This is a genomic window from Agrobacterium tumefaciens, assembly GCF_031801495.1.
Lineage (GTDB): Bacteria > Pseudomonadota > Alphaproteobacteria > Rhizobiales > Rhizobiaceae > Agrobacterium > Agrobacterium tumefaciens_K.
Window position 1 is genome coordinate 55,812 of sequence record NZ_JAOEGC010000007.1, and the last position, 22,392, is coordinate 78,203.

Below are 22,392 nucleotides of genomic sequence, written 5' to 3' on the forward strand. Positions count from 1 at the left end.
GAGACAAAACCATGAGCAAGTTGAAGAAGGTCGTCGTCATCGGCGGCACGGGCCTGATCGGCTCGAAGGCGGTCAAGCTGCTACAGGACGCCGGCCACGAAGCCGTCGTCGCAAGTTCCCGCAACGGGATTAATGCCTACACTGGCAAAGGACTGGCCGAGGCGCTTGCGGGCGCGGACGCGGTCATAGACGTGTCGAACATGATGTCGTTCGACAAGCAGGCACTTGTTGACTTTTTCGGCACGTCGAGCCGAAACCTTGTGTCCACCGAGCAGGCCGCAGGCATCCGCCATCACGTGGTCCTCTCGATCGTCAACGCCGATCAGCTCAAAGCCAACCCCTACATGGAAGGCAAGCTGGTGCAGGAGGAGACCATCGCCGCGTCTGGCCAGGCCTACACCATCGTCCGTGCGACGCAGTTCCACGAGTTTATCGAGACGCTGGCTGGTGCCTATGCAGCCGACGGCGTGGTGAAGGTGCCGGATATCGACTTGCAGCCGATCGCGGCCGACGATGTGGCCGCGGCTCTGGTCGAAGCCGCGCTGGGCGAACCGAAAAATGGAACGGTCGATCTTGCCGGACCGGAGCGAGCAACCTTCGAATCCTTCATCCGGACGTATCTCACCTCCAAGGCCGATGCCCGACCTGTGGCCGCCGATGCCGCCGTCGACTATTTTGGTGCCCCGGTTGTCACAGGCTCGCTCGTTCCTGGCGGAGACTACGTCAAGGGCCGGATCACGCTAGCCGAATGGCTCAGGGCATAGACAAGGGAAAACATCATGAAGACCATCCTCTATGTCTCTGCCGCACTAGCGGTCTCCGTGACCACGACCTTCGCTCATGACGTCGGGAAGACAGGGCTCGCCTACGATACGAAGGACGCGAAGGTGACGCTGGTCTACGAGCACCCCCTGCCTGACGTTCCAGGCAAGAGCGTCAAGGGCGTCCTCGTCGAGTACGGGCCCGGCGGCTACAGCTCCGCCCATACGCATGCGAAATCTGCGCTGATCTACGCCACGGTTATTGAAGGAGCGATCCAGAGCGCCGTGAACGGCGGCGAGACGAAGACCTTTACCGCTGGCCAGAACTTCACCGAGCTGCCGGGCGACCGCCACGATGTCAGCGCCAATGCCAGCAAGACCGAGCCGGCGAAGCTGCTTGCCGTCTTCGTCGTCGACACAGACGACACCGTCCTCACGACGCCGCGCAAGCCCTAGGCTGACGGCACCAATCTGACCTCCTAACTCCCAAGTTTTGCAACGACGGCTCCTCCGGCGACCGGAGAACCGTGTCTTCAAGAAAGGAAAGATGAACATGTCCCGCATGAACTGGTCTGAAGTGGCGCCCGACGGAGCAAAGGCGCTCTATGGTGTCCACCACTATGTGACGACGAAGACGAACCTTCCGCAGGAGCTGATTCACCTCGTCTTCCTGCGCGTGTCGCAGATCAACGGCTGCGCCCACTGCATCGACCTGCACAGCCGCGATCTGCGCAAGACGATGTCCGTGGACAAGATCACGCTGGTTCCCGTGTGGGACGAGGTGCCTCATCTGTTCAACGAACAGGAACGGGCCGCCCTCGCGTGGGCCGAGGAAGTGACGAACGTCAGCCAGACCCACGCGTCCGACGAGGCCTATGCAGCCGCCTCAGCCGCCTTCGACCCGAAGGACCTCGTCGATCTGACGATTACGATCGCCGCGATGAACGCCTTCAACCGTTTGGGCGCACCATTCCGTCTTCCGGTGGCGGCCAAGGCCTAATCGCGCAAGTAGCAGAACGCATAGGCATCTCCCTGCCGGACCGCCAAGGTCCGACAGGGTGTCCGTCCTACAGCGGCGATGCGACCATCCGCATCGCCATCTCCTAGAGACGAAAGACATTGTCCGGATCGACCACATCAGTAGGTTTGTGAAGGTAAGCCAATGTTGCACCACTGCGTGATAAAGACTGACCAGGATGGCGCCGGACTTCGGCAGCCCCAAGGCCTCGCCTGGCGACCGCAAAGCGCTCGTGTGCCGACATGCGCTCATCCTCGACGATCACCCACTGACAAGCCGGTCAAATGCTCAGAAAGCAGCCAGAGCCGTTTAGCAGCCTGTGGATCCATGGCCCAAGGGGCCACACCTCTGATCCCATCCGTCTCCGTCTGCGGCAGGGCGACTTCGCAATCTTCGCAGTAGACGCCGCCGATACCGTCGCGGGCCACGTTGCTGCCCAGACACTCGTTGCTGCCCCTGTTCCGGGGTCTTGAGGTCGCGCGATGGATCGACCCGACGATTGCCATTCTCGTCATAGAGATCGAAAGAATTGATCTCGTCTTCGCTGATATGGCGGGCGAGATCGGTCAGGATGACGCCGGGGTGCAACGAAAATGCCCGCACGCCAAGCGCGGCTCCGCGGCGATCAAGTTCTAGAGCGAACAAAGCATTTGCCGTCTTTGCCTGGCCATAGGCCTTCCACTTGGAAATCAATGTCCTCGAAATCGACCGGACCGATTTGATGGCCGCGCGACGACACCGAGACAACTCGCGCGTTGCTAGCCTTGACCAGTGCCGGCCACAGACCTGCAACCAATCGGAAATGGCCGAGATGGTTGGTGGCAAACTGGCTCTCGTGCCCCGCCTCATCTCGGGCAAGCGGCGTCGCCATGATTCCGGCGCTGTTGACCAGAATTGAGATCGGCTTGCCCACCGTACTGATCCTGCCGGCAAAGGCAGCAGGCTGCTGCACGACGCCGAAGAGATCGAGCAGGCGGCAAAAGCAGCGCGCACCGAGCCCGCCGGCACATTGCGGATTGCGGCGTCTTTGCCGATCGGCCTGCACGTAGTAGCGCCGGTGCTTCCCCGCTTTCGTAGGCTCTATCCAAAGGTGAACATCGATCTGCGTTTGAGCGATCATATGGTTGATCTCATCGAAGGTGGCATTGATCTCGCGGTCCGGATCGGCGATCTCTCAGATTCGCGCCTGCTCTCGCGGCGCCTTCTGCCGCATCGGCTATGCTGCTATGCCTCGCCTGAATATCTAGCTGGGCGCAACCCGCCGGCCCATCCGGACCAATTGGAAGAGCACGAGACTGTTAACCTGCGCTACCAAAGTAGCGGCCAGCTATTCCGCTGGCCTTTCCGCGTCGGGGGCAGGGAGGTGGAGATCGTGCCGTACTCTGGCATTATCGTTGACGCGAGCGGAGCCGTGCTTTCGACGATCGCAGCGGGTGCCGGCATCGGAATGGCAACCGGTTTCATGGCCAGCGCCTGGGTGAGCCGTGGAGCGCTTGTGCCGGTTCTGGCCGATTATGCGGTGGACCGGCACAATATCACAGCGCTGTGGCCAGAGAGCCGACGCTCCAACCCCGCTGTCCGCGCCTTTCTCGACACTTTAGTGAAATTGTCGTGACAATCGCAGTGAATGTCCGCTCATAGCGCGATCCTGCCATGATCCCGTTCGGTCCAGAGAAACCGAAGAGCAGTATACGCTGAGCTGGACGCACCAGCCTTGCCCGCATAACCTAAACGATATCCGGCGAATCCGGTGTGGTTCGCCTCACAGCCTCGGCAGCGAATTTTATGAATTACCCGACGATAAAAGTTATTGTTCGCTTCACATCATGCCCCATCATTCCTGCGCCAATCATCAGCGCAGTCATACTTTTTCTCGACCTGCCAAAGTTCATCGGAACCCTTGAATGGTACTATTGGCTCCCAACCTACGTAGGAATAACCCTTTGGGTCTCTTTGTGTGCGTTGGTTTTTTTCGGCGTACCGTCTCTCATGCTGGCGGTCGTCTACGCAACTTTAAGATTAAGGCGATGCGCAAAGCATTTGTTTCTGGTATCTTTGTCAGGCGGCACGGTGGCGTTCTTGTTCAACGGCCTGTTCCTGCCGCCGCTTTGCGAAATTGCAGCGTTCATTCTTGGGCTGGTGACGTCCTTATTGGCCGCGCTCTTTGCACTTCCAAAGCAAACTACTCGAAGTTTCGACTTATGGTGAACTACAGCGCCACCAGTGTCAGTTTTTCGAGCCTTCGGCCTGTAGGACATGACGGCGGCAAGCGGCCCACATCACCCGAATGCCTGTTCATTGGGAATGTCTCCTTTTGGCGGATGTCGTTGAAAAACTCGACTGATTATACGCTCAGACGCCCTCCTTGTCCTTTCGGACGCTGAACTATGCAACGATCTGCCCTGCGCCTAGGCGCAGAGCGTGTAGGTAGATGCCGCCCTTAGGCGGCGATGGGACCGCATGGCGGCACCTGAGGCCTGAGTTTGGCCAGCCTCCTCAGGTTCTGTGCTCTTGCAACAAGCAGGAATTCGTCTCTCGCGCCACATGGTCCTCGAAGCCGCAAACGTGCCATCCGCAGAATGCGCTTGAGGTGAGCGAAGAGCATTTCGACCTTCTTTCGATGATGCCGTGACTGCTCATATTCCGGTGTCTTGGCAATCGCTCTGGCGACATCGCGTGCATCCTCGTTGAGATCACGCGGCATTTTGCGAATAGGCATGTTCGAGCAGCATCGAGGCTTCAGGTCACAATAATCACAGTCCTTCTTGCTGGCTCGATAAAGCCCGGTCCCCTCGGCCTTAATACACGATCTGGGTGTCGCATACCGGGATATGTGGCGCAATCCTTCGCTCCTTGACTGGCCATGCGAGATTGTTGGCAGAACCATAGGCACTATCGGCTGCGACGTAATCAGGCCGCAAGCCGAACCGGTCCTCCGTTCTGTCCAGAATCGTGCGGGATGCTCTGCCTCCGCTTGGCGGATTGCCCGTGTCGCTTCCACGTCCAGAATGACCCCGTGGCCTGTATCGATCAGGTAATTGGTGCCATAGGCGAAGAAGGCATGGCCTTTGTGGGCACCGCTCCATTGAGCGGCCGGATCGGACGGCGTCTTCTCTGGCTTCCCATTTCGCTTTTAGGACAGAACGTTGCTTGTTGGCATCTGCCGCAATCAAGCTGGCACCGACGGCAAATCCTTCCGCGCCCACCAGTCCTTGCGCAAGGCAGCGCGCCACCACTATCAAACATATGTCGCAGGATGTCGCTTTGCCGGAACCGGCCGTTGCGGCTCTTGGAGAAGCTGGAGTGATCCGGGACCTTGCCGTCCAGACCGAGGCGGCAGAACCAGCGATGGGCGAGATTAAGATGGACCTCCTCGCACAGTCGGCGTTCCGAGCGGACATGGAGTAGCCGATGATCAGCATTCGCATCATAAGCTCGGGATCAATCGAGGGGCGACCCGTGGCGCTGTAGAAAGGCTTCAGCTGCGCTCGTACGCTGTCGAGTTCGAGATGGCGGGATCCCGCGTAGCATGGCCTGGTGTTATCGGAGGTGCTGCTGGCACTGATATTTCAGCGCATGCGCTCATCACGATCATCGTCGGCTGCGTTATGTTCCTGTCTTTCGCCGCGACAATGGTCGCTGCGATACTGCGTTAAATTTTGCGAAATCAATCCTGGCCGGCTGCCGTTGACCAGCTCACCCGAAAGCGAAATGCTATCAAGCGCTTCCAGATGGGGATCCCAGCGGCAAATCGGCAGCAATCGACCGTCTAATGCTGTGTCCACCGCAGCATGTCGACATCGTAGCCGAGCGCCTTCGCTTTCTCGACAAGCATGCTACGGGTCGTTTTCGTGGGTTTGGGTGTCCGCGTCAGGATCCATAGATATCGCCCCGAAGGTTCTCCCACTATCGACCAAGAATAATCTGCGGCGCGATCAAGTATCCAGTAATCCCCGTAAAAGGGGCCGAAAAACGATACTTTAAGCTTGGCGTTGCCGCTGTCCGTGACAATTTTAGCCCTGCCTTTGGATTCTTTGCGCTTACCGTTTATTGCGCCTTCTCTGCAGGTATTGAGCACGTGGACCATACCATCCTTGCGAAGTGAGTAGTCAGCAGTAACGGCCTCGCAATCGCGCTCGAACTGGTTCTCATAGCGGGCCAGCTCGAACCAGTGACCTACGTATCGGTCAATTTCGACGGGTTTAACTGGCTGAGGTACAGACGGATTGCCTGAGGGTCCAACAGGGCTGCACGCTGCCAACACGGCGCCTAAAATCGTTATGATTGAGATATTGAGTTTCATACCGTCAGAATACACTGGGTGACCGAAAGTTCCAGCCGCTCGTTCGCTATGGAGGTGGCGCCCATCCCCGGCTAGCCGTAGAAATCGTGCTACTGGAGCCGGTCAGTTATCAGTGGCGCCATCAGCAGAAGTTTCGAAAGGGGCACGCAAAACGGCCTTCACCGCCTTGAACGGATACGAACAGCCGTTCACCTAGTTCATTTGCCTTGCAGCACTTTATTTCTGTAGTGACAGGGAGTACCGGGTATGCCGACGTTCGCCCGTACGCGTCAGTGCACCGATCTCCACAAGCTGCTGAAGGTCGCGTGTTGCTGTAGCCCGAGATGTACCTGTGATCGAAATGTAGTTTTCGGCACTTAGCCCCCCCTTGAAGCCTGCCGTGCCTTCCTTGAAGATGCGCGCGACTACCTTTTCCTGCCGCTCGTTCAACTGGTCTCGAAAACGATCATAGAACTTTGCTTTCTGAATAAAGAAATCTATACGCTCAAGCGTCGCCTGTTGAGCATCGAGGATCGTTTCTGAAAAGAAAATGATCCAGTCGGTGATATCAAGCGTGCGCTGGTTCCGCTCAAGCTCTGAGTAGTATGCTTTCCGGCTCTTTTCGATTGTGAAGGCGAGAGAAATGAGACTTGGCTGCCCTATGTTTTGGGCCAGGGATTTCTCAGCGAGCGCGCGCCCAATTCGACCGTTGCCATCCTCAAATGGATGTATGCTTTCAAAATAAAGATGGCCTACTGCTGCACGCGTCAAAGCTTGAAGCGACGTTTGACCATTTGGCCCAGATTGATTGAACCATGCGATGAAAGTCTCCATCTCACCGGAAACCTGGCGAGACGGGGGAGCCTCGAAGTGGATTGTCGGCTTATCCAATCGACCTGACACGATCTGCATGGCGTCTTCATGTGTGCGGTAAGCACCAACCGTTTCAATATATCGGTTCCCGGCCATCAACATTGAATGCCAGTGGAACAGACCCTCATGACGCAGCGGCCTGTGCCAACTCCGATAGACATCCGCCATCATCTCGGCGATCCCCCGCTCCTGGGGGCGGATCTGTCTGTCATCAGTGTTTAGCCCGAACTGTCGGCGGAGTGACGACTGGACGCTCACGCGGTCCAGATATTCACCCTCAATCTCTGAGGTCTTGACCGCTTCGTCACTCAGCAACTCGATGCGAAGTTGGTTGCTGTCGTCCTCGTTGAAATGCCGGACAGCACCGATAACCTCGCCGGCGGACTGCAAGAATCTCTGCTCCAAAGGGACCAGGCTTGCGGTGTCGTACCTGAAGTTTGGCCAATCCGTGTTTTGCCAGTTCCATTTCATGAGTTATAGAATCTCTCTCTATAACTCATAATTATCGCTATATTTGAGCTATTGCAAGTTCGTCTATCGCTCAGCACCCCAAACTGCGGCTCTCCATTCAAGACGCAGCGATAGACGGGTAACCTCTTGCCCTAAACATACTTTGTTAACGGACGCCCCCTATTTCCGCTCGCCCTCGGCACTGGTAGTCGAGAGAAACGGAATGAGCATGACTAAACACGACATTTCATCACGTCATTTTCAGCGAAAAATTTCGGAATTCTGCGAGCTTCGTATCGCTCCGGTCGCATCCAGGCTAGTGTTGGAGAATATAAGGCCTTATCTTTCCAGTTTGATAATCTACCGGAAATCGCCACCGCTTCTGAACGGCCATATCGACTGGACGACTATCGGTAAGGCGTGTGGGATCGAAGCCGAGTTGACGGTAGAGCTGAAAAAGCAGCTCCGGCCTGCTCTGGATGCCATCATCCGATGGCTCGGCGCACCACCGGCAGCCGAAGAGCGACGGCCACCAAAGTCAAAGGCTCGCCCTACCAAAATCGTTCCCGCCAAGAAAGCGGCTTCCGCATCCTCGACCGGAAAGGCGCAAAGCGCGGCGACAGATGGCACCTTTGCCCGGTTCGGGTCGACACAGCGCAGCCCTGCGCCAAAACCGATCAGCCCGTTCCCAGACGCACTATTTGACGCGACTGAAGATCCGGTGAGCTTTCAGGACGCATTGATCTATCATATGCGGCGGTTCGGCGACACCTACTGGCAGCTCTATCGCGCCGTTGTTCATCTGAATGAGACCTTTGACAACAAGACGCTGCTATCCTGGATCCAGGGCGAGCGTGTGCCACGATCTGTAACGAGTTTCGACATCCTGCGCCGCATCGAGCGACGCTACCGACTTCCCGAGGGATATTTCAAAGAGAAACTGCCGCATCAGGCGCGCTCGCTTTATGGTCACGAGCTCGGAGATATGAGCCCGGCTGAGCGGCGCAGGATCTCGTTGCATCTGCCGGATGATTTCAGGAGCCTTCCCTTCACCAAACGTGAAGAAATCCTGGATTGGGTGCGCCGTGTGATAATTTCCGGATCGACCGAATATCGTCGATACCAGGCGGCTGCCAGCAAGCAACGCTATGCCATTCGCTTTCCTGGCGTCACCTATGGTGGCAGTGCCTTGCCCTCTCGACCATTGGCCTCAATGGCCGGGGCTAATTCAAACCTCGCGGCAGATTTAGACGATCCAGATCTACTGTCCGGCGTTGTCGACGCGCCGCCAAGGCTTGCAATGGAAATGGCTGACCTCATCCGTTTCAAAACCTCAACACTGACCGCGATTGGTTTCCAACGAAACGGCGTCTGGGGCGAGGAAACGGCCTCTCAGAAGATCGAGCACCTCGGATTGATGTTCGGCGCACTAGCGGCTTCACCAGGTAGTGCCGTGAAGGGCTGCGGTGTACCACTCAGCCAACTGAGCTTTGGCCTCCTCATCTTCCCAGGAGTCTGGGACTGGTATCTGCAGTGGCGGGAACAACGACGTGGCTTTTACACCAAATGGGAAGAAGACATGCTCATGGTCGCCCAAGCCCTATCTCGCGCGGATGTCGGCTGGATCCGGCAACACCCGGAACTGCTTAAGAACGTCAGGCCGATCGTGGGCTTGATTGAGCAGGAAGAAATCGATTTCGCGGCTCGCGACTGGCATGGTGCCTGTGATGCGTTTCACCGACATGCCGCGAACCGTTCCAAGGAGATCCAGCGAGTGATGCGTGTGCATCGCGATCCATTTGAACCGATCATGTGTGTACTTGAAGCGGACAGTCCATTAGCGGAATATCGCAAGATCACGGACGAGATCGTGAAACGTATGCCGGACGAGAACAGATATCCACGACCGGCCGCCGAGGCCGTCAGATCATTCCTGTTGCTTCGGCTTGGCCTGCACCTTGGGCTCAGACAAAAGAACCTTCGCCAGTTACGCGTCTGCCCGCGTGGACACTATCCGACATCGGAACGCCGGCTTGAGGACATGAAATGTGGTGAGCTACGTTGGAGTGATCGCGACCATGGCTGGGAGGTGCTTATCCCATCGGTCGCCTTCAAAAACTCTGGCTCTTCCTTCTTCGGACAGAAACCGTTTCGGCTGATACTGCCGGACCTTCTTGATCTCTACAAATACCTCGACGCGTATATCGACAGGCATCGTGGAGTTCTGCTCGGCGGTGCGAAAGATCCCCAAACGCTATTCGTCAAGACGGTGAAAACGACCAGCATTGATGCTTCTTACAATTCGACCACATTCTACGAGGCGTGGCGGACTGTCATCCAACGTTACGGCATCTATAATCCCTATACCGGGCGGGGTGCGATCAAGGGCCTCCTGCCGCATGGACCGCATAACCTGCGGGACATTCTCGCGACGCATATTTTGAAGCAGACCGGATCCTACGAGCAGGCCAGCTACGCAATTCAGGATACGCCAGATGTCGTCCAGCAGCACTACGGTCGCTTCTTGCCGCAAGACAAAGCCGCACTGGCTGCCAAGATTCTCAATCAGGTTTGGGAAGCAGCATAAGATCGAATGAGATGCTCGGCTCAGATCCCCATACCAGGTTGCATCTGGACCGAGCCTCCTCGTCTCGCTCTTGAAACGAATCGAACCATCGACCTCTATTCTCGCCGGGTTATCGGCTGGGCGGTGCAGAGCCGACAGACCACGGCCATTGACACCCGTACCGCTGTCACATTTGCGGGCGGGTTGCTCAACGTAGGTGTCCATCCCAACATTTTCGAGGAAGGCGTCGTCGTGGCTGACGATCACAAGCGCGCCGTCATAGGCCCTCAGCGCCGCTTCGACCGTCTCGATGGATTCGATGTCGAGATGATTGGTCGGTTCATCCAGGATCAACAGTGACGGAGGAATGGAACCGCCGAGCACACAGCGCCGTCGTAGCAGGCGACGCATCCGAAGTATGCGGTGTCCTTATCGATCTGCTGGAAGGCGCCATCAATCGCATTCGCCTTGGCTTGCGGGACACTCCCGATGAAACCGAATTCCATCGCGTCTTCGAAAGAAGGTGGACCATTTTCCAGACTGCCATGACACCGAAATCCAACTGACCGGAGACAAGGAATCGTGACGACAACCAACAATGCCAGCCCCCTGTCGCAGATGCTCAACAACGCGTTTGAAAAATTCGACAGGGACGGAGGCGGAAAACTCACCTCTGATGAATTCAAGACTTTCAACGAGATCCTGAAACCCGATATCGCCACCGATGAGCAGGGAAAGCCAACCGTCGACTAAAGCGAACGTATGGACCACGACAGTGACGGATTGATCAGCCAGGATGAAACCAATTCGACAGGCCTTCTAATGCCGGCCGACCTTTGCGATCCGAGCCTGAAATCGATGCTGGACTACCTTCTTCTCAAGGCCGATACGTTGGCGTTCAAGCCGCCAGCACAAGGGAGCGACTCACCTAAAGCCGCTCCCTCCCCTTTTCCCGGGAAGGTTACCCCAGAAAACCAACCGCCAGAGCGCCAGCCGTAAGGGGCGACGGTTCCGGCGACAACACATCATAGATGCAGGGTGCTGCAAAAACTGCAAGCACCAATAAACCGATGATCAGACGCTTCATGATAAAATCCATGACGTTGCTATAATGCTCAGGCAAGCCTCAGCTCGACCGCGATATTGCCACGCGTGGCCTTCGAATAGGGGCAGGTACCATGGGCTTCATCGATAAGCACACGCGCCAGTTCGGGTTCCAAGCCCGGGAGGCTGATGTTCAAGCGCGCCTGGAGGCCATAAGCGTCTCCTGCCATGCCGAGATCGATTTCCGCGTCGATGGTGGTCTCTGCCGGCAATCGGATCCTGCGTTTGGCAGCGGCAATGCCCAGCGCGCCGATGAAGCAGGCTGACCAGCCAGCCGCGAACAACTGCTCGGGATTTGTACCGGGCTTGCCGCTGCCCGGAGGCGAAAGCTTCACATTGAGCTGCGCATCGTCACTCAATGCCGCACCGTCGCGTCCGCCGGTGGTATGGGTCTTGGCAGTGTAGAGCACTTTTTCGATCTTGGTCATGGAACACTCCTTCGTTCGTTCGGTCGCAGAGCGCGACGTCATTGACGGATGTGTTTTCCCGCATCCACGTATCCGGCATGTTTTCGAAAAATGGTGGAATTGTATCGCAGCGTAGAGGCTGCGCCCCGATCCTCTTCAGGGCAGCGCTATTTCCGCGGCAAGCCCGCCGCCATCGCGGTTGTAGATCCGCACCGTACCACCGATCGAGACGGCGAGCTGGTGGGCGATCGCCAGCCCAAGCCCTGTGCCTCCTGTGTCCCGATTGCGCGAAGTCTCAACGCGGTAGAAAGGTTGCATGGCGGCCTCCAGCTTGTCGTCGGGAATGCCTGGTCCATCGTCGGTGACCGTAATGACGATGTTTCCCTCGCCCGATCGTTCGACACTCATCTCAGCAGCACCGGCAAACTTGAGCGCGTTATCGATGAAATTGCTCAGGATACGTCGCAATGCATGCGGCTTGGTCAGGGCAGTCCCCTGAACGATGCCAATTACCGAAACCGTCTTTCCGACGTCTTGGTAGTCGTAGGCGATGCTATCGATGAACGACGCAAGGTCGATGCGCGCATTTTTTTCGCCATTGCCGTGCGAACTGCGCGCATAGGCAATTCCGTCCTGCACCAGCCGCTCGATTTCGCGCAGATCGCTGACCAGCTTGTCCTTTTCGGGACTATCGTCCGCCATGTCGGCGCGCAACCGCATGCGCGTGATCGGCGTCTGCAGGTCATGGGAGATTGCTGCGAGAATCTGCACACGTTCTTCCAGGTAGTGCGCGATACGATCACGCATGGCGTTGAAGGCGCGTGCCGCGTGGGCAACCTCGCTCGGACCATCTTCGTTCAGGGGAGAACCTTGTCTGCCGGGATCGAGTGCATCAGCAGCGGCGGCGAGCGCGCCCAGCGGACGAATTGCCAAACGCACCGCAAACCAGGTGCAGAGGATGAGCAGAAGCATCTGTGCCGCGAAGACATACGGCAGCCATTCGGCCAAGGGCATTACCCCGCGTGGGGTGACATCGATGGTCAGCGGCGAACCGTCCGACAGCGTCAGGTGCCCCTGTAGCCGCATATGGTCGCCCGGAATCGCTTCGACGCGGATCGGAAACCTGTTGCCAGCCGCCTGCCCTATCCGGTCAGCAATCTCTGCACCGCGCCCTGACAAATCCGGGACACCGGGAAGTCCTGGGCCGAGTACAAGGCGGTAGCTTCCTCGGCTCAGGCGATCGAGCCAATCGGGTCGCTCGTTGGCGGGAAGACGGTCGAGAACAGCGAGCGACGTCGCCAGATCGCTTTCCAACGTTCCGAGCATGACGGCCTTGGCCGACATGTAGCGCTCGGCAAAGAGAATGCTGAAGGACAAGCCATAGGCGACCGTCAGTCCCGCAAACAGGATCAGGAACAATCGCGAGCGAAGGGTGCCTGGCCACCAGCCAGAAAGAGACTTGTCGCCCATACTCATGTCCTGGGTACCGAGATTTCGACCGGGACAGAAAACACATAGCCTTCGGCCCGCACCGTTTTGATGTAGGTCGGTTCGCGCGCATCATCACCAAGCCGTTGGCGAAGGCGGCTGACCAGAAGGTCGATCGAACGGTCGAACAGTTCGGCATCGCGGCCCTGCGTCAGGTTCAGGATCTGGTCACGATTGAGCACGCGTTGCGGATGATCTATGAATACCCGCAGCAGCCGGTATTCGGCGCCACTCAGGGCTATTTCCGTTCCGTCCCGGTCCAGAAGATGCCGACCGACGGTGTCGAGCCGCCAGTCACCGAAGGTCAGCAGTTGGCCGGCCTCGCTGATCTGCAGATTGGGCGGCAGCATACGCGTGCGCCGCAGCACTGCCTTGATACGGGCAAGGAGTTCTCGCGCCGCAAACGGCTTCGGCAGATAGTCGTCGGCGCCCATTTCCAACCCGATGATCCGGTCCATCTCATCGTCACGGGCCGTCAGCATGATAACCGGCGTTGCCTTGTGCTTGCCGGCGCGCAGTTCCCGGCACAACACCAGGCCATCATCGCCCGGCATCATCACGTCCAGGACGATGAGGTCAACGGTGCTGGCCTCCAGGAAACTGCGCATCTGCCGACCATCGGCGGCAACCGTCGTCCGGAGGCCGTTCTTTTTCAGATAGCTCGACACAAGTTCGCGGATTTCGCGATCGTCATCGACAATCAGAATATGGTCCACATGCTCCATCTCGTGCCTTTCAAGCGCCCAACCCGAGCGACACAGTTTCGTCTCGGATGTTGCAAATAAAGTAGTTTCTTGCAGCAGTCCCGCAATCAGAATTTTGCTACATCAAGTATAGCTTGAGCGAATGCCTCTGGCGCCTCCTGCGGCAAGTTATGTCCGATGCCCGGTACATCGCGGTGCTCGTATCTCCCCGAGAACTTGGCTGCATAGGCCGATGGCTGCGGATGGGGCGCACCATTGGCATCACCTTCCATGGTGATCGTGGGAATGGTGATGACCGGTCCCTTCGCGAGCTGCTTCTCAAAGCCATCGTACTTCTGCTCGCCTTCTTCGACGCCAAGCCGCCAGCGATAATTATGGATGGTGATCGCCACGTGGTCCGGATTGTCGAAGGCCGTGGCCGAACGATTGAAAGTCGCATCGTCGAATGTCCAAGTGGGCGATGCCGTCCGCCAGATGAGCTTTGCAAACTCGTGCGTGTTGGCGGCGTAGCCGAGCCGTCCCCGCTCGGTGGCGAAATAGAATTGGTACCACCAGGAGAGTTCCGCGGCGGGCGGAAGCGGCTTACTGTTTGCAGCCTGGCTGCCGATGAGATAGCCACTGACGGACACCATCGCCTGGCAGCGATCCGGCCAGAGAGCCGCCATGATGTTGACGGTGCGCGCACCCCAGTCATATCCGCCCAGGATCGCCTTTTCGATACCGAGTGCATCCATGAAGGCGATCATGTCGGCAGCCAGCGCCGCCTGCTGGCCGTTTCGCGGGGTCTCGTCCGAAAGGAAGCGCGTCGTGCCGTAACCACGCAGATAAGGAATAAGCACGCGGTAACCGGCATCGGCAAGGATCGGTGCGACATCGACATAGCTATGGATGTCGTATGGCCAGCCGTGAACGAGCAGGACAACGGGACCATCGGCCGGGCCAGCTTCCGCATATCCGATATCGAGTACGCCTGCCTTGATCTGCTTGAGTGCTGCGAACGAAGTGTGCCCTCCTGCCTTGACCGAGGCGAGGGACGCAGCGCGCGTCTGGGCATTGGCGATCGTATTCATGCCCAATTGGGTGGCAGCCACGGTCATGGCGGCGATACCGAAGAATCGGCGGCGCTGGTGGTTAAATTGAGGGGACATCGTTCTCTCCATATCGATTGATCTTGATGTAAAGAAAGCCGACTGCACGTATCTCGCATGTGTCCCGTCAAGCCCGGAATTGAATGCGGACGTAGCCTCCGGCGCCTTCGATACAGTCTGATACAATTCGCACCACCTGCTGGCCCCGGCGCGCCAGCGGATTGTAACACTCTGTCGTGGATAGGCCGGGTCCTACACTGCGGTACATTTCCTATGGAAGCCCGACACATCCGGGATACGTCGCTCCGACCAGATTGGCCATGTTGCTGGTCGAGCCTCATCGCCGTCCAGAACCCGACCAACCGGTTTCAAGGAAACGACGATGACACTTCTCATCATTGCCTATCTCGGAGGGGCGCTGACCATCCTCAGCCCGTGCATCCTTCCCATTCTCCCCTTCGTCTTTGCCCGCGCGGGACAGCCTTTTCTCCGAAGCACGCTGCCCATGCTGATTGGCATGAGCGTCACGTTCGCATTGGTCGCAACGCTCGCAGCAGTCGGCGGGAGTTGGGCAATCCACGCCAATGAATACGGTCGTCTCGCTGCGATCCTGCTGCTCACCGTCTTCGGGGTCAGCCTTTTGTCGCCACGCGTTGCGAGCATCATCACCCAACCCGTCGTCGATTTCGGCAACAGGTTGTTGAATGCCTCGGGCAGGCCTGGCTCCGTGCCGACCGCCGCAAGCTCGTTTATCCTCGGCGTTGCAACGGGGCTCCTTTGGGCGCCCTGCGCCGGGCCAATCCTCGGCCTTCTGCTGACGGGTGCGGCCCTAAATGGCGCCAACCTCCAGACGACGTTTCTGCTCATCGCCTATGCTGCTGGTGCCGCAACATCGCTTGCCATTGCCCTTCTTGTCGGAGGCAGGATCTTCGCCGGCATGAAACGGTCGCTCGGCATCAGTGAACGTATTCGACAGGTGCTGGGAGCCGCGGTTCTGGTTGGCGTTGCCGTTATTGCCCTTGGTCTCGACACCGGCCTCCTCGCGCGTCTTTCCTATGCCAGCGCGGCCAAATTCGAGCAGGTCGTCCTTGACCAACTGCACGAGAAGCCAACCGCTGAAAAATCCGCCGGGATGGTGAGCAACGACGTCACGACTGCCGTCATCGATCCAGATCGGTCGTTCCGGAGCAACCTTCCTGTGGAGGGTCGCGCGCCGTCGTTGAATGGCGCTGTCGAGTGGCTGAACTCGTCGCCGCTGACGACGGAACAGCTTCGCGGCAAGGTCGTCCTTGTCGATTTCTGGACCTATTCCTGCATCAACTGCATCCGAACCGTGCCCTACGTCCGCGCCTGGGCTGAAAAATACAAGGATCAGGGTCTCGTCGTGATCGGCGTGCACGCCCCGGAATTCGCCTTCGAGAAGAAGATCGACAACGTCAAAAAGGCGATCGAGGATTTCAGGATCGGTTATCCTGTTGCGATCGACAACGACTACAAGATCTGGCGCGCTTTCGAGAATAGCTACTGGCCGGCACACTACCTGATCGATGCAAAGGGACAGATTCGCTATCATCATTTCGGCGAAGGCAACTACCGCCAGACCGAGCAGGCGATCCAGGATCTGTTGCGCGAAGCTGGCAACGAGATGGCGACGACCACAATCGTGACGCCCGATGCCAAGGGTGCCGAGGCGAGCCCCGACCTCAGGAACATCCGCTCCGGCGAGAGCTATCTCGGCTACAAACGGGCCGTGGGCTTCGTCTCTCCGGAAGGCCTGCGTGACGACGCCGCCAACGCATATTCTGTCACGCAGCCGGGCCTGAATGAATGGGGCCTCTCCGGAACCTGGACGGTCGGCGCCGAACGCGCCGTGCTGGACCAGCCGGACGGCAGCATCGTCTATCGCTTCAGCGCCCGCGACCTGCATCTCGTCCTCGGACCCGGCGCTGCCGGCAAACCTGTTCGCTTCCAGGTGACGATCAACGGAAAGGCACCCGGGTTCAATCATGGCGCGGATACTGATGCTGACGGCCACGGCACCATAACCTCCACAAAGCTCTACCAACTCGTTCGCCAGTCCGGCGACGTGGAGGAACGGACATTTGAAATCCGGTTCCTCGATTCAGGCGTCGAAGCCTACGCCTTCACCTTCGGCTGAGCCCCTCTCTGCTCACCCCCCACGACAACAGGAGTAAAACGCATGAACCGACATACCATCTCGATCCTCGCACTCGCCTTCGCCACCAGCATCATCGCCTTTTCGGCGCAGGCCGCGGAAGTCAAAAACATCGTCATCGTCCATGGCGCACTTGCCGACGGTTCCGGCTGGCGCAAGGCGTCCGATATTCTCGTCAAGCGCGGTTTCAATGTCACGATCGTGCAACAGCCGATGACGTCGCTCGCCGACGATATCGCAGCCACCAACCGGGTGCTCGATCTGCAGGACGGCCCGGCGCTTCTCGTCGGTCACAGCTATGGCGGCATGGTGATTACCGAAGCTGGCCACAATCCCGTTGTCGCTGGTCTCGTGTATGTCGCGGCCTTTCAGCCGGACCAAGGTGAAAGCCTCCTCAGCCTCGCAAGTTCGAAGCCTGCTGGCGGCATGAATATCCGCGAGACGAAGGACGGAAAGTATCTCTATCTCGACCCCGCCGCATTCGCGAACGACTTCGCCGCGGACCTGCCTAAAGACGACGCCGCGTTTCTGGCAAGGTCGCAGGTCTTCGCCTCGAAAGAAGCCTTCTCGGCCAAGATAGAGAACCCCGCTTGGAAGACGAAACGCAGCTGGTCCATTGTTGCGACCGAAGACAGATCCATTAATCCTGAACTGGAACGTGAGATGGCGAAACGTGCCAGCAGCAGCGTGACCGAGATCAAATCCAGCCATGCCGTCTTCGCCTCGCATCCCGAAGAGGTTGCGGACGTGATTGAGAAGGCGGCGAAGGCGCTCTAGCGCTGGCAAAATGTGGCGATCCAGCAACCTGGATCGCCACTGAATTCTTCACTCTTGAAAGGATTCGAACCAATACCCGCCGCTCCGATACACTAAGCTGCTGTAACTTTTATCCTCAGCGCGGAAAGGTCGGTCGCGACACATGGGTCCATCATCGTTTTACGGCAACACATTTCACCTCAGCGAGGAGTCCTTGGTGCGCGAGCTCAGAGACGCCTATCCGGCTCCACGCATAGGTTCCCTTCGGGAAAACCTCGTTTTTGACAGTCCGAAACACGTCCATGTGCTTGGACATTTCGACATGATAGCTTGTCATTTCCACAATGTCATCGAACGTGCAATGAGCGGCTTCGAGGACAACTCGTAAATTGTCCCACATAGCTCTGAATTGCTCTAAAGGATCGTGAATGATGTTGAGATCCTTGGTCCGCCCAACTTGGCCGACGACGTAGATTGTGTCTCCGACTTTAACCGCGGGAGCATAGCCTGCTCGGCTGACGATCTCCTGCATCTCGTCGGGTATAATGATCTCTCGATCCATAGTGGTCCTCGCAATCTTTGCTGGTTGCTAGCGGCACTGATACAAGCGTCGCGAATTTTCAAGCGCCGTTGGATGAAAAAGTACAAACGGCCAGCGATGTCGGACAGTCCTTTACTTCGCTCGCCGGCACGGCTCTTTCCCGGGCGCAGTTACGTGTCTCAAAATAGCTGGGTCACGCCCCCGGATGTGACCCAGCTAGCAAGTTCATCAAGACAAACGACTTTTGCAGAATGCATACCGCCGCTACTTGGCAGCTTTGGCTGCTTCCTCGATAACCTTTGCGACCGCAGCCGCCTGCGAGATGTAGATAGCGTGGCTGCCTTCTACCTCTGTCACCGTCGAACCGGCGCGCTTGTACATCCAGCGCTCAAGGTCCGGATTGATCGTCATGTCATCCTTCGCAACAATCCCGTAGCTTGGCTTGTCGTGCCAAGCGGCAATAGACACCGGCGCACTGGTGGCCGCGACGGCGACGGGCATCTGAGACCGGGCCATAAACTCGCCCTGCTCTTTGGGTAGATCCGCCCCGAAATCAGCCGCGAACTTTGCCGGGTCGATAAGCAGGAAGCCATCCTTTGTCGGCTTGATATCGTTGGTGGGTGACGGCATCGATTGGAGCAGTTGTGCGGTGCTTTCGCCCTTTTCTGGCTGCAGTGCCGCAACATAGACTAGGGCCTTGACCTTGGGATCATCACCTGCTGCCGTGATGATCGTGCCCCCATAGCTGTGGCCGACGAGAACGACGTCCCCGTCCTGCTGATCAAGCACGCTCTTCGTGGCTGCAACGTCCTGATCCAGGCTTGTCAGTGGCTGCTGGACGATGCTGACATGATAGCCGTCGCGGGTCAGGATGTCATAAACGCCGCGCCAGCCCGAACCATCCACGAGCGCGCCATGGACAAGCACGATGTTGCGCGCGTCCGCTAAGGCTGGGGCAGTTAGGACAGCAGAAGACAAAAGCGCTGCAATGAGGCCAACGGCCGCTTTACTGAAGTTGGACATGGTCGGTAGTTCCTTGAGTTCTGTGCGTGGAATTGCGGAGGCTTTGAAAGCGCTGAAGGACCTGTCTTCCCTGGTCCAGGGAGGGATGGACATGATCGCTTGCGCTTACTGCTTGACGACAATTGGAGCCTTGAGCGGGACGCGTTCATAGAGGTCGATAATGTCCTGGTTGAGCAGGCGCACACAGCCGGACGAAACTGCCTTGCCAATCGAGCGCCATTGCGGATTGCCGTGCAGACGATAGAGTGTGTCGTGGCCACCGGAGAAGATGTAGAGCGCTCGTGCACCGAGCGGATTTTTCAGGCCCGGCTCCATGCCGCCATTCTCGATCGAATATTTGGCCAATTCCGGCTGGCGGGCGACCATCTCGTTCGGCGGCTTCCAACGCGGCCATTTCTGACGCCACTGAATGATGCCGTTGCCCTGCCAGGCAAAGCCATCGCGCCCGATCCCGACACCATACCGCATCGCGGTCCCACCCGGCTGGACGAGATAGAGAAAGCGTGAGGGGGTATCGACGACGACGGTGCCAGGCGCTTCCCCAGTCGGATCAATGACCTGTTGACGGTAATAGCGCGGATCAATCTGTTTGTAGGGAACCGCTGGTATCAGGAAACCACCATCTTCAATGGGGCCGTAAATGACCGCAAGTTCGGAATCTGTCGGCGCGGCCGCAATCTGCACAGGGCGAACCCGATCCAGGAGGCGCGTCGGCTGCGGATCCAGCATCCGGCCGGCTCCGGAGGTTGACGTGCAACCTGCCACGGCCGAGGCCGCAGCCATCGCCGAAAGCGACAGAAGGCTGCGGCGAGATAACGAGGTATCAAAGCTCACGCTCATTCCTCGTCCTGCCATCTGCGCAGATCCGTCTGGTCACGATAGGCCATGCGATCAGGCGTGGTGATAAACTCAATCATCGTGCCCCACGGCGTGCGGCAATAGCAGACCTTGTTTCCAGGACCTTTTTCGGTTGCGTAGGGAATAGCGCGTGGTGCCGTGAGGGCTGTTCCGCCCGCCTTCTCAAAGCGCTCTACCGATGCGTCGATGTCGTGGGTATAGACACCGAAATGCGTAATGCCGAAGTCGCTCGGTGTAACCGGCTGCGCTTGTTTGGGGCCGTGCATTTCGAAGAGCTCGATGTCAGGCCCGGATCCGATCTTGACCATCGCCTGCGCACGCACAACCGTTCCCGGGTAGGCACCAGTGGCCCGCTCGAACTCGGGTCCCTCCCTGGCCGGATCCTGCGGCCCGAACGATTGGTAGATCACCTGGCCGCCAAAGGCTTCCACCAGGAATGATTTTGCTGCCTCGATATCGGGCACTGTGATGCCGATGTGATTGACGCCACGAATTTGAGGTGCAGTCATGACAGTTTCCTTTCTTGTTGAATCGATGAACGTGTTAGGGCTCAATTTGCCCGGATCGCAGAGTTCACTTGGCCTTGAGGAAATCGATGAGAGCAGCGGCCACTTCATCCGGGCGCTCGTCCGCCACATAATGACTGCAGCGGGCAATCGAGCCGCCCGTTACATCTGTGGCGAACTCCTTGAGCATTGGGACCATATGAGCACCAAAACGCTGCTCCCCGCCGAGACCTAAAACCGGAATTCGGAGCGGTTGTTTTTTGTATTCGAGCGCGGCCGCATGGTCGGCGGTCAGTGTGCGGTACCATTCCATGCCACCGCGCGTGCGACCAGGAAGTGCCATTGCTTTCGCGTAGATGACGATGTCTTCAGGATTAAAGGTGCTGTGATTGTAAAACCGCTCCGCCATGAAGGCCGAAACATAGTCATGTTCGCGGCCATAAATCAGGCGTTCCGGCAGATCCCGATTAGCATGGAACGCGAAGTGCCAGATCTTTGCCGTCGTAGCCTCCCACTCACTCCAGCCAGGAAGCGGAACATCGAGGACGGCAAGGTGAGTAACGGCATCTCGATAGATAGCGGCCTGCGGAAGCGCCACCATTCCGCCGATGTCATGGCCGCATACGGCGTAGCGTTCATGCCCAAGGGCGATCATGACCTCGTGCGCGTCGCGCGCCATCGTCGCCTTATCGTAGCCGTCAAGCGGGCAGTCGGAAAAGCCTGCGCCGCGTAGATCAATCGCCACCACGCTGAACTGTTCGGCCAGCAGCGGCATGACGTCGTGCCACTCCCACCAAGTTTCCGGCCAACCGTGAAGCAGAAGGAGCGGGGGGCCAGAGCCGCCCGTGACGGCATTGATCTTGATGCCGTTCACCGGCACCAGTTGCTGGGTAAAATCTTCCAGTGTTGGGATCATAACTCTTTCCCGTCGATGTTGATGTTAAACAGAGCTAGCGCCAGCTCAGGCCTGATCGAAATCGGTGGCGACCGAGATGTCTCGCCAAGCGTCGATATCGCTGCGGAAAGAAGCCAGCTTTCGTTCGGCGATTGAATGCGCGACGGGCCCAAGCGGCAGATGAAGCGGGGCGTTATTGGCGTCGACCGCCTGCAAGATCACTGTAACCGCCTTGTCGGGATCGCCTGCTTGATTGCCGTTGTTGGTTTCACGATAATGTCTGCGCGAACTTGCGGCATACTCCGGCATTTCCTTGGCCGCCATCGTTATCGAGCGTCCAAGGAAGTCAGTGCGGAACGGCCCCGGCTCGACGATCAGCACGCGGACGCCGAACGGCTTCAGCTCACCCGCGAGAGCCTCGGAAACCCCTTCAACCGCAAACTTGGCTGCATTGTAGTATGCTGCCCCGCCGCTGCCCGCGATCCCTGCGCCGGACGACATATTGACGATCATTCCGCCCGAACGTCGCAAGGTCGGCAGCGCTGCTCTGGTGGTTTCGATAAGACCGAAAACGTTCACCTCGAACATCGGTCGATATTCTTCGGGCGTGCCTTCCTCGAGCGCACCAAACAGTCCGTAGCCGGCATTGTTCACCAGCACATCAAAACCGCCAAATGTCTCGACGGCCTTTGCGACCGCGGTATTGGCCGCCGCCGCATCCGTCACGTCGAGCGGCAAGGCGATCATGCGGCCGTCGAATGGCCGAGCCATTTCTTTGATCAAGTTGAGGTTGCGTGCAGTCGCGACAACCTGATCGCCCCGCTGTGCCGCAGCGAGTGCGAGACGTTGTCCGAAGCCGCTCGAGCAGCCTGTGATGAACCATGTTTTCATGACGT

General features: G+C 58.1%; 24 protein-coding genes and 3 pseudogenes. 11 read left to right on the plus strand and 16 right to left on the minus strand.

Annotated elements, in window-relative coordinates; genetic code table 11:
• Positions 1 to 11: 11 nt before the first annotated feature.
• The 4 genes from N7578_RS22940 (at position 12) to N7578_RS22955 (ending at position 2,415) form a co-directional block, all read left to right on the plus strand.
• Positions 12 to 764 (plus strand): NAD(P)H-binding protein, encoded by a 753-nt coding sequence (locus N7578_RS22940; protein WP_311112647.1) that lies wholly within the window; start codon positions 12 to 14, stop codon positions 762 to 764.
• Positions 765 to 779: 15 nt separating this feature from the next.
• Positions 780 to 1,217, plus strand: a complete 438-nt coding sequence (locus tag N7578_RS22945) for a cupin domain-containing protein (protein WP_311112648.1) — start codon at positions 780 to 782, stop codon at positions 1,215 to 1,217.
• Between the two features lie 97 nt (positions 1,218 to 1,314).
• Entirely contained in the window at positions 1,315 to 1,761 is a 447-nt protein-coding gene (locus tag N7578_RS22950) for a carboxymuconolactone decarboxylase family protein (protein ID WP_311112766.1), read from the plus strand.
• Between the two features lie 447 nt (positions 1,762 to 2,208).
• Positions 2,209 to 2,415, plus strand: coding sequence for a hypothetical protein (locus N7578_RS22955; protein WP_311112649.1), 207 nt, complete (start codon positions 2,209 to 2,211; stop codon positions 2,413 to 2,415).
• Here N7578_RS22955 and N7578_RS22960 read toward each other — a convergent pair.
• Positions 2,405 to 2,824, minus strand: coding sequence for an SDR family NAD(P)-dependent oxidoreductase (locus N7578_RS22960; protein WP_311112767.1), 420 nt, complete (start codon positions 2,822 to 2,824; stop codon positions 2,405 to 2,407). The genes N7578_RS22955 and N7578_RS22960 overlap by 11 nt on opposite strands.
• On the opposite strand from N7578_RS22960, the pseudogene N7578_RS22965 reads away from it, so the two are divergent.
• Positions 2,720 to 3,394, plus strand: a pseudogene (locus N7578_RS22965) (substrate binding domain-containing protein); the annotation flags it as partial. The gene N7578_RS22960 and the pseudogene N7578_RS22965 overlap by 105 nt on opposite strands.
• A 170-nt stretch (positions 3,395 to 3,564) precedes the next feature.
• Positions 3,565 to 3,987 carry a hypothetical protein gene (locus N7578_RS22970; protein ID WP_311112650.1) on the plus strand — a complete coding sequence of 141 codons (423 nt, stop codon included), beginning with the start codon at positions 3,565 to 3,567 and terminating at the stop codon, positions 3,985 to 3,987.
• A gap of 232 nt (positions 3,988 to 4,219) precedes the next feature.
• Here the strand turns inward: N7578_RS22970 and N7578_RS22975 are convergent.
• The 3 genes and pseudogenes from N7578_RS22975 to N7578_RS22985 all read right to left on the minus strand — a co-directional run.
• A pseudogene (locus N7578_RS22975) lies at positions 4,220 to 5,294 on the minus strand (transposase); the annotation flags it as partial.
• A gap of 254 nt (positions 5,295 to 5,548) precedes the next feature.
• Positions 5,549 to 6,082, minus strand: coding sequence for a lipocalin family protein (locus N7578_RS22980; protein ID WP_311112651.1), 534 nt, complete (start codon positions 6,080 to 6,082; stop codon positions 5,549 to 5,551).
• A 216-nt stretch (positions 6,083 to 6,298) separates the two neighbouring features.
• Positions 6,299 to 7,405, minus strand: a complete 1,107-nt coding sequence (locus tag N7578_RS22985) for a Fic family protein (RefSeq protein WP_311112652.1) — start codon at positions 7,403 to 7,405, stop codon at positions 6,299 to 6,301.
• Positions 7,406 to 7,613: 208 nt separating this feature from the next.
• Between N7578_RS22985 and N7578_RS22990 the strand changes: the two genes are divergently transcribed.
• Positions 7,614 to 9,971, plus strand: coding sequence for a hypothetical protein (locus tag N7578_RS22990; protein ID WP_311112768.1), 2,358 nt, complete (start codon positions 7,614 to 7,616; stop codon positions 9,969 to 9,971).
• Between the two features lie 186 nt (positions 9,972 to 10,157).
• On the opposite strand, the pseudogene N7578_RS22995 reads toward N7578_RS22990, so the two are convergent.
• Positions 10,158 to 10,337, minus strand: a pseudogene (locus N7578_RS22995) (ABC transporter ATP-binding protein); the annotation flags it as partial.
• Between N7578_RS22995 and N7578_RS23000 the strand changes: the two are divergent.
• Both N7578_RS23000 and N7578_RS23005 read left to right on the plus strand, forming a co-directional pair.
• Positions 10,307 to 10,516, plus strand: coding sequence for a hypothetical protein (locus N7578_RS23000; RefSeq protein WP_422646750.1), 210 nt, complete (start codon positions 10,307 to 10,309; stop codon positions 10,514 to 10,516). The pseudogene N7578_RS22995 and the gene N7578_RS23000 sit on opposite strands and share 31 nt — an antisense overlap.
• 16 nt (positions 10,517 to 10,532) lie before the next feature.
• Complete coding sequence (locus tag N7578_RS23005) at positions 10,533 to 10,703, plus strand: hypothetical protein (protein ID WP_311112653.1); 171 nt, start codon at positions 10,533 to 10,535, stop codon at positions 10,701 to 10,703.
• A gap of 208 nt (positions 10,704 to 10,911) precedes the next feature.
• On the opposite strand, the gene N7578_RS23010 is transcribed toward N7578_RS23005, so the two are convergent.
• From N7578_RS23010 to N7578_RS23030, 5 genes are all read right to left on the minus strand, one after another.
• Positions 10,912 to 11,037, minus strand: coding sequence for a hypothetical protein (locus tag N7578_RS23010; RefSeq protein ID WP_311112654.1), 126 nt, complete (start codon positions 11,035 to 11,037; stop codon positions 10,912 to 10,914).
• 28 nt (positions 11,038 to 11,065) lie between these two features.
• Positions 11,066 to 11,482, minus strand: coding sequence for an organic hydroperoxide resistance protein (locus N7578_RS23015; protein WP_311112655.1), 417 nt, complete (start codon positions 11,480 to 11,482; stop codon positions 11,066 to 11,068).
• Positions 11,483 to 11,617: 135 nt separating this feature from the next.
• On the minus strand, positions 11,618 to 12,937 hold the full coding sequence (locus N7578_RS23020) for a sensor histidine kinase (RefSeq protein ID WP_422646744.1): 1,320 nt from the start codon (positions 12,935 to 12,937) through the stop codon (positions 11,618 to 11,620).
• Positions 12,934 to 13,674 carry a response regulator gene (locus N7578_RS23025; RefSeq protein WP_176952185.1) on the minus strand — a complete coding sequence of 247 codons (741 nt, stop codon included), beginning with the start codon at positions 13,672 to 13,674 and terminating at the stop codon, positions 12,934 to 12,936. Before N7578_RS23025 ends, N7578_RS23020 begins: the two co-directional genes overlap by 4 nt.
• An 86-nt stretch (positions 13,675 to 13,760) precedes the next feature.
• Positions 13,761 to 14,801: an alpha/beta hydrolase gene (locus tag N7578_RS23030; protein ID WP_311112657.1), complete on the minus strand. Its 1,041-nt coding sequence runs from the start codon at positions 14,799 to 14,801 to the stop codon at positions 13,761 to 13,763.
• Positions 14,802 to 15,123: 322 nt separating this feature from the next.
• Between N7578_RS23030 and N7578_RS23035 the strand changes: the two genes are divergently transcribed.
• A complete protein-coding gene (locus tag N7578_RS23035) occupies positions 15,124 to 16,899 on the plus strand; it encodes a cytochrome c biogenesis protein DipZ (RefSeq protein ID WP_311112658.1) in 1,776 nt (591 codons plus the stop codon).
• 42 nt (positions 16,900 to 16,941) lie between these two features.
• Positions 16,942 to 17,694 carry an alpha/beta hydrolase gene (locus tag N7578_RS23040; protein ID WP_311112659.1) on the plus strand — a complete coding sequence of 251 codons (753 nt, stop codon included), beginning with the start codon at positions 16,942 to 16,944 and terminating at the stop codon, positions 17,692 to 17,694.
• A 151-nt stretch (positions 17,695 to 17,845) separates the two neighbouring features.
• On the opposite strand, the gene N7578_RS23045 is transcribed toward N7578_RS23040, so the two are convergent.
• The 6 genes from N7578_RS23045 to N7578_RS23070 all read right to left on the minus strand — a co-directional run bounded on the left by N7578_RS23045 (position 17,846) and on the right by N7578_RS23070 (position 22,387).
• Positions 17,846 to 18,235: a RidA family protein gene (locus N7578_RS23045; protein ID WP_110730639.1), complete on the minus strand. Its 390-nt coding sequence runs from the start codon at positions 18,233 to 18,235 to the stop codon at positions 17,846 to 17,848.
• Positions 18,236 to 18,478: 243 nt separating this feature from the next.
• A complete protein-coding gene (locus N7578_RS23050) occupies positions 18,479 to 19,237 on the minus strand; it encodes an alpha/beta fold hydrolase (protein WP_142187407.1) in 759 nt (252 codons plus the stop codon).
• Positions 19,238 to 19,342: 105 nt separating this feature from the next.
• The gene (locus N7578_RS23055; RefSeq protein WP_205928542.1) at positions 19,343 to 20,077 is read right to left on the minus strand and encodes a L,D-transpeptidase; all 735 of its coding nucleotides are present in this window, start codon (positions 20,075 to 20,077) and stop codon (positions 19,343 to 19,345) included.
• Positions 20,074 to 20,604 carry a VOC family protein gene (locus tag N7578_RS23060; RefSeq protein ID WP_311112660.1) on the minus strand — a complete coding sequence of 177 codons (531 nt, stop codon included), beginning with the start codon at positions 20,602 to 20,604 and terminating at the stop codon, positions 20,074 to 20,076. The genes N7578_RS23055 and N7578_RS23060 overlap by 4 nt, the downstream gene beginning before the upstream one ends.
• Positions 20,605 to 20,668: 64 nt before the next feature.
• The gene (locus N7578_RS23065; protein WP_311112661.1) at positions 20,669 to 21,517 is read right to left on the minus strand and encodes an alpha/beta hydrolase; all 849 of its coding nucleotides are present in this window, start codon (positions 21,515 to 21,517) and stop codon (positions 20,669 to 20,671) included.
• A gap of 45 nt (positions 21,518 to 21,562) precedes the next feature.
• Positions 21,563 to 22,387 carry an oxidoreductase gene (locus tag N7578_RS23070; protein WP_131607235.1) on the minus strand — a complete coding sequence of 275 codons (825 nt, stop codon included), beginning with the start codon at positions 22,385 to 22,387 and terminating at the stop codon, positions 21,563 to 21,565.
• Between the last annotated feature and the right edge of the window lie 5 nt (positions 22,388 to 22,392).

Bases quoted from the DNA above. Each gene is read 5' to 3' on its own strand.
- N7578_RS22940 (WP_311112647.1), top strand. From the start codon at position 12: ATGAGCAAGTTGAAGAAGGTCGTCGTCATCGGCGGCACGGGCCTGATC.
- N7578_RS22945 (WP_311112648.1), top strand. From the start codon at position 780: ATGAAGACCATCCTCTATGTCTCTGCCGCACTAGCGGTCTCCGTGACC.
- N7578_RS22950 (WP_311112766.1), top strand. From the start codon at position 1,315: ATGTCCCGCATGAACTGGTCTGAAGTGGCGCCCGACGGAGCAAAGGCG.
- N7578_RS22970 (WP_311112650.1), top strand. From the start codon at position 3,565: ATGAATTACCCGACGATAAAAGTTATTGTTCGCTTCACATCATGCCCC.
- N7578_RS22980 (WP_311112651.1), bottom strand. From the start codon at position 6,082: ATGAAACTCAATATCTCAATCATAACGATTTTAGGCGCCGTGTTGGCA.
- N7578_RS22985 (WP_311112652.1), bottom strand. From the start codon at position 7,405: ATGAAATGGAACTGGCAAAACACGGATTGGCCAAACTTCAGGTACGAC.
- N7578_RS22990 (WP_311112768.1), top strand. From the start codon at position 7,614: ATGACTAAACACGACATTTCATCACGTCATTTTCAGCGAAAAATTTCG.
- N7578_RS23010 (WP_311112654.1), bottom strand. From the start codon at position 11,037: ATGAAGCGTCTGATCATCGGTTTATTGGTGCTTGCAGTTTTTGCAGCA.
- N7578_RS23015 (WP_311112655.1), bottom strand. From the start codon at position 11,482: ATGACCAAGATCGAAAAAGTGCTCTACACTGCCAAGACCCATACCACC.
- N7578_RS23020 (WP_422646744.1), bottom strand. From the start codon at position 12,937: ATGAGTATGGGCGACAAGTCTCTTTCTGGCTGGTGGCCAGGCACCCTT.
- N7578_RS23025 (WP_176952185.1), bottom strand. From the start codon at position 13,674: ATGGAGCATGTGGACCATATTCTGATTGTCGATGACGATCGCGAAATC.
- N7578_RS23030 (WP_311112657.1), bottom strand. From the start codon at position 14,801: ATGTCCCCTCAATTTAACCACCAGCGCCGCCGATTCTTCGGTATCGCC.
- N7578_RS23035 (WP_311112658.1), top strand. From the start codon at position 15,124: ATGACACTTCTCATCATTGCCTATCTCGGAGGGGCGCTGACCATCCTC.
- N7578_RS23040 (WP_311112659.1), top strand. From the start codon at position 16,942: ATGAACCGACATACCATCTCGATCCTCGCACTCGCCTTCGCCACCAGC.
- N7578_RS23045 (WP_110730639.1), bottom strand. From the start codon at position 18,235: ATGGATCGAGAGATCATTATACCCGACGAGATGCAGGAGATCGTCAGC.
- N7578_RS23050 (WP_142187407.1), bottom strand. From the start codon at position 19,237: ATGTCCAACTTCAGTAAAGCGGCCGTTGGCCTCATTGCAGCGCTTTTG.
- N7578_RS23055 (WP_205928542.1), bottom strand. From the start codon at position 20,077: ATGAGCGTGAGCTTTGATACCTCGTTATCTCGCCGCAGCCTTCTGTCG.
- N7578_RS23060 (WP_311112660.1), bottom strand. From the start codon at position 20,604: ATGACTGCACCTCAAATTCGTGGCGTCAATCACATCGGCATCACAGTG.
- N7578_RS23065 (WP_311112661.1), bottom strand. From the start codon at position 21,517: ATGATCCCAACACTGGAAGATTTTACCCAGCAACTGGTGCCGGTGAAC.
- N7578_RS23070 (WP_131607235.1), bottom strand. From the start codon at position 22,387: ATGAAAACATGGTTCATCACAGGCTGCTCGAGCGGCTTCGGACAACGT.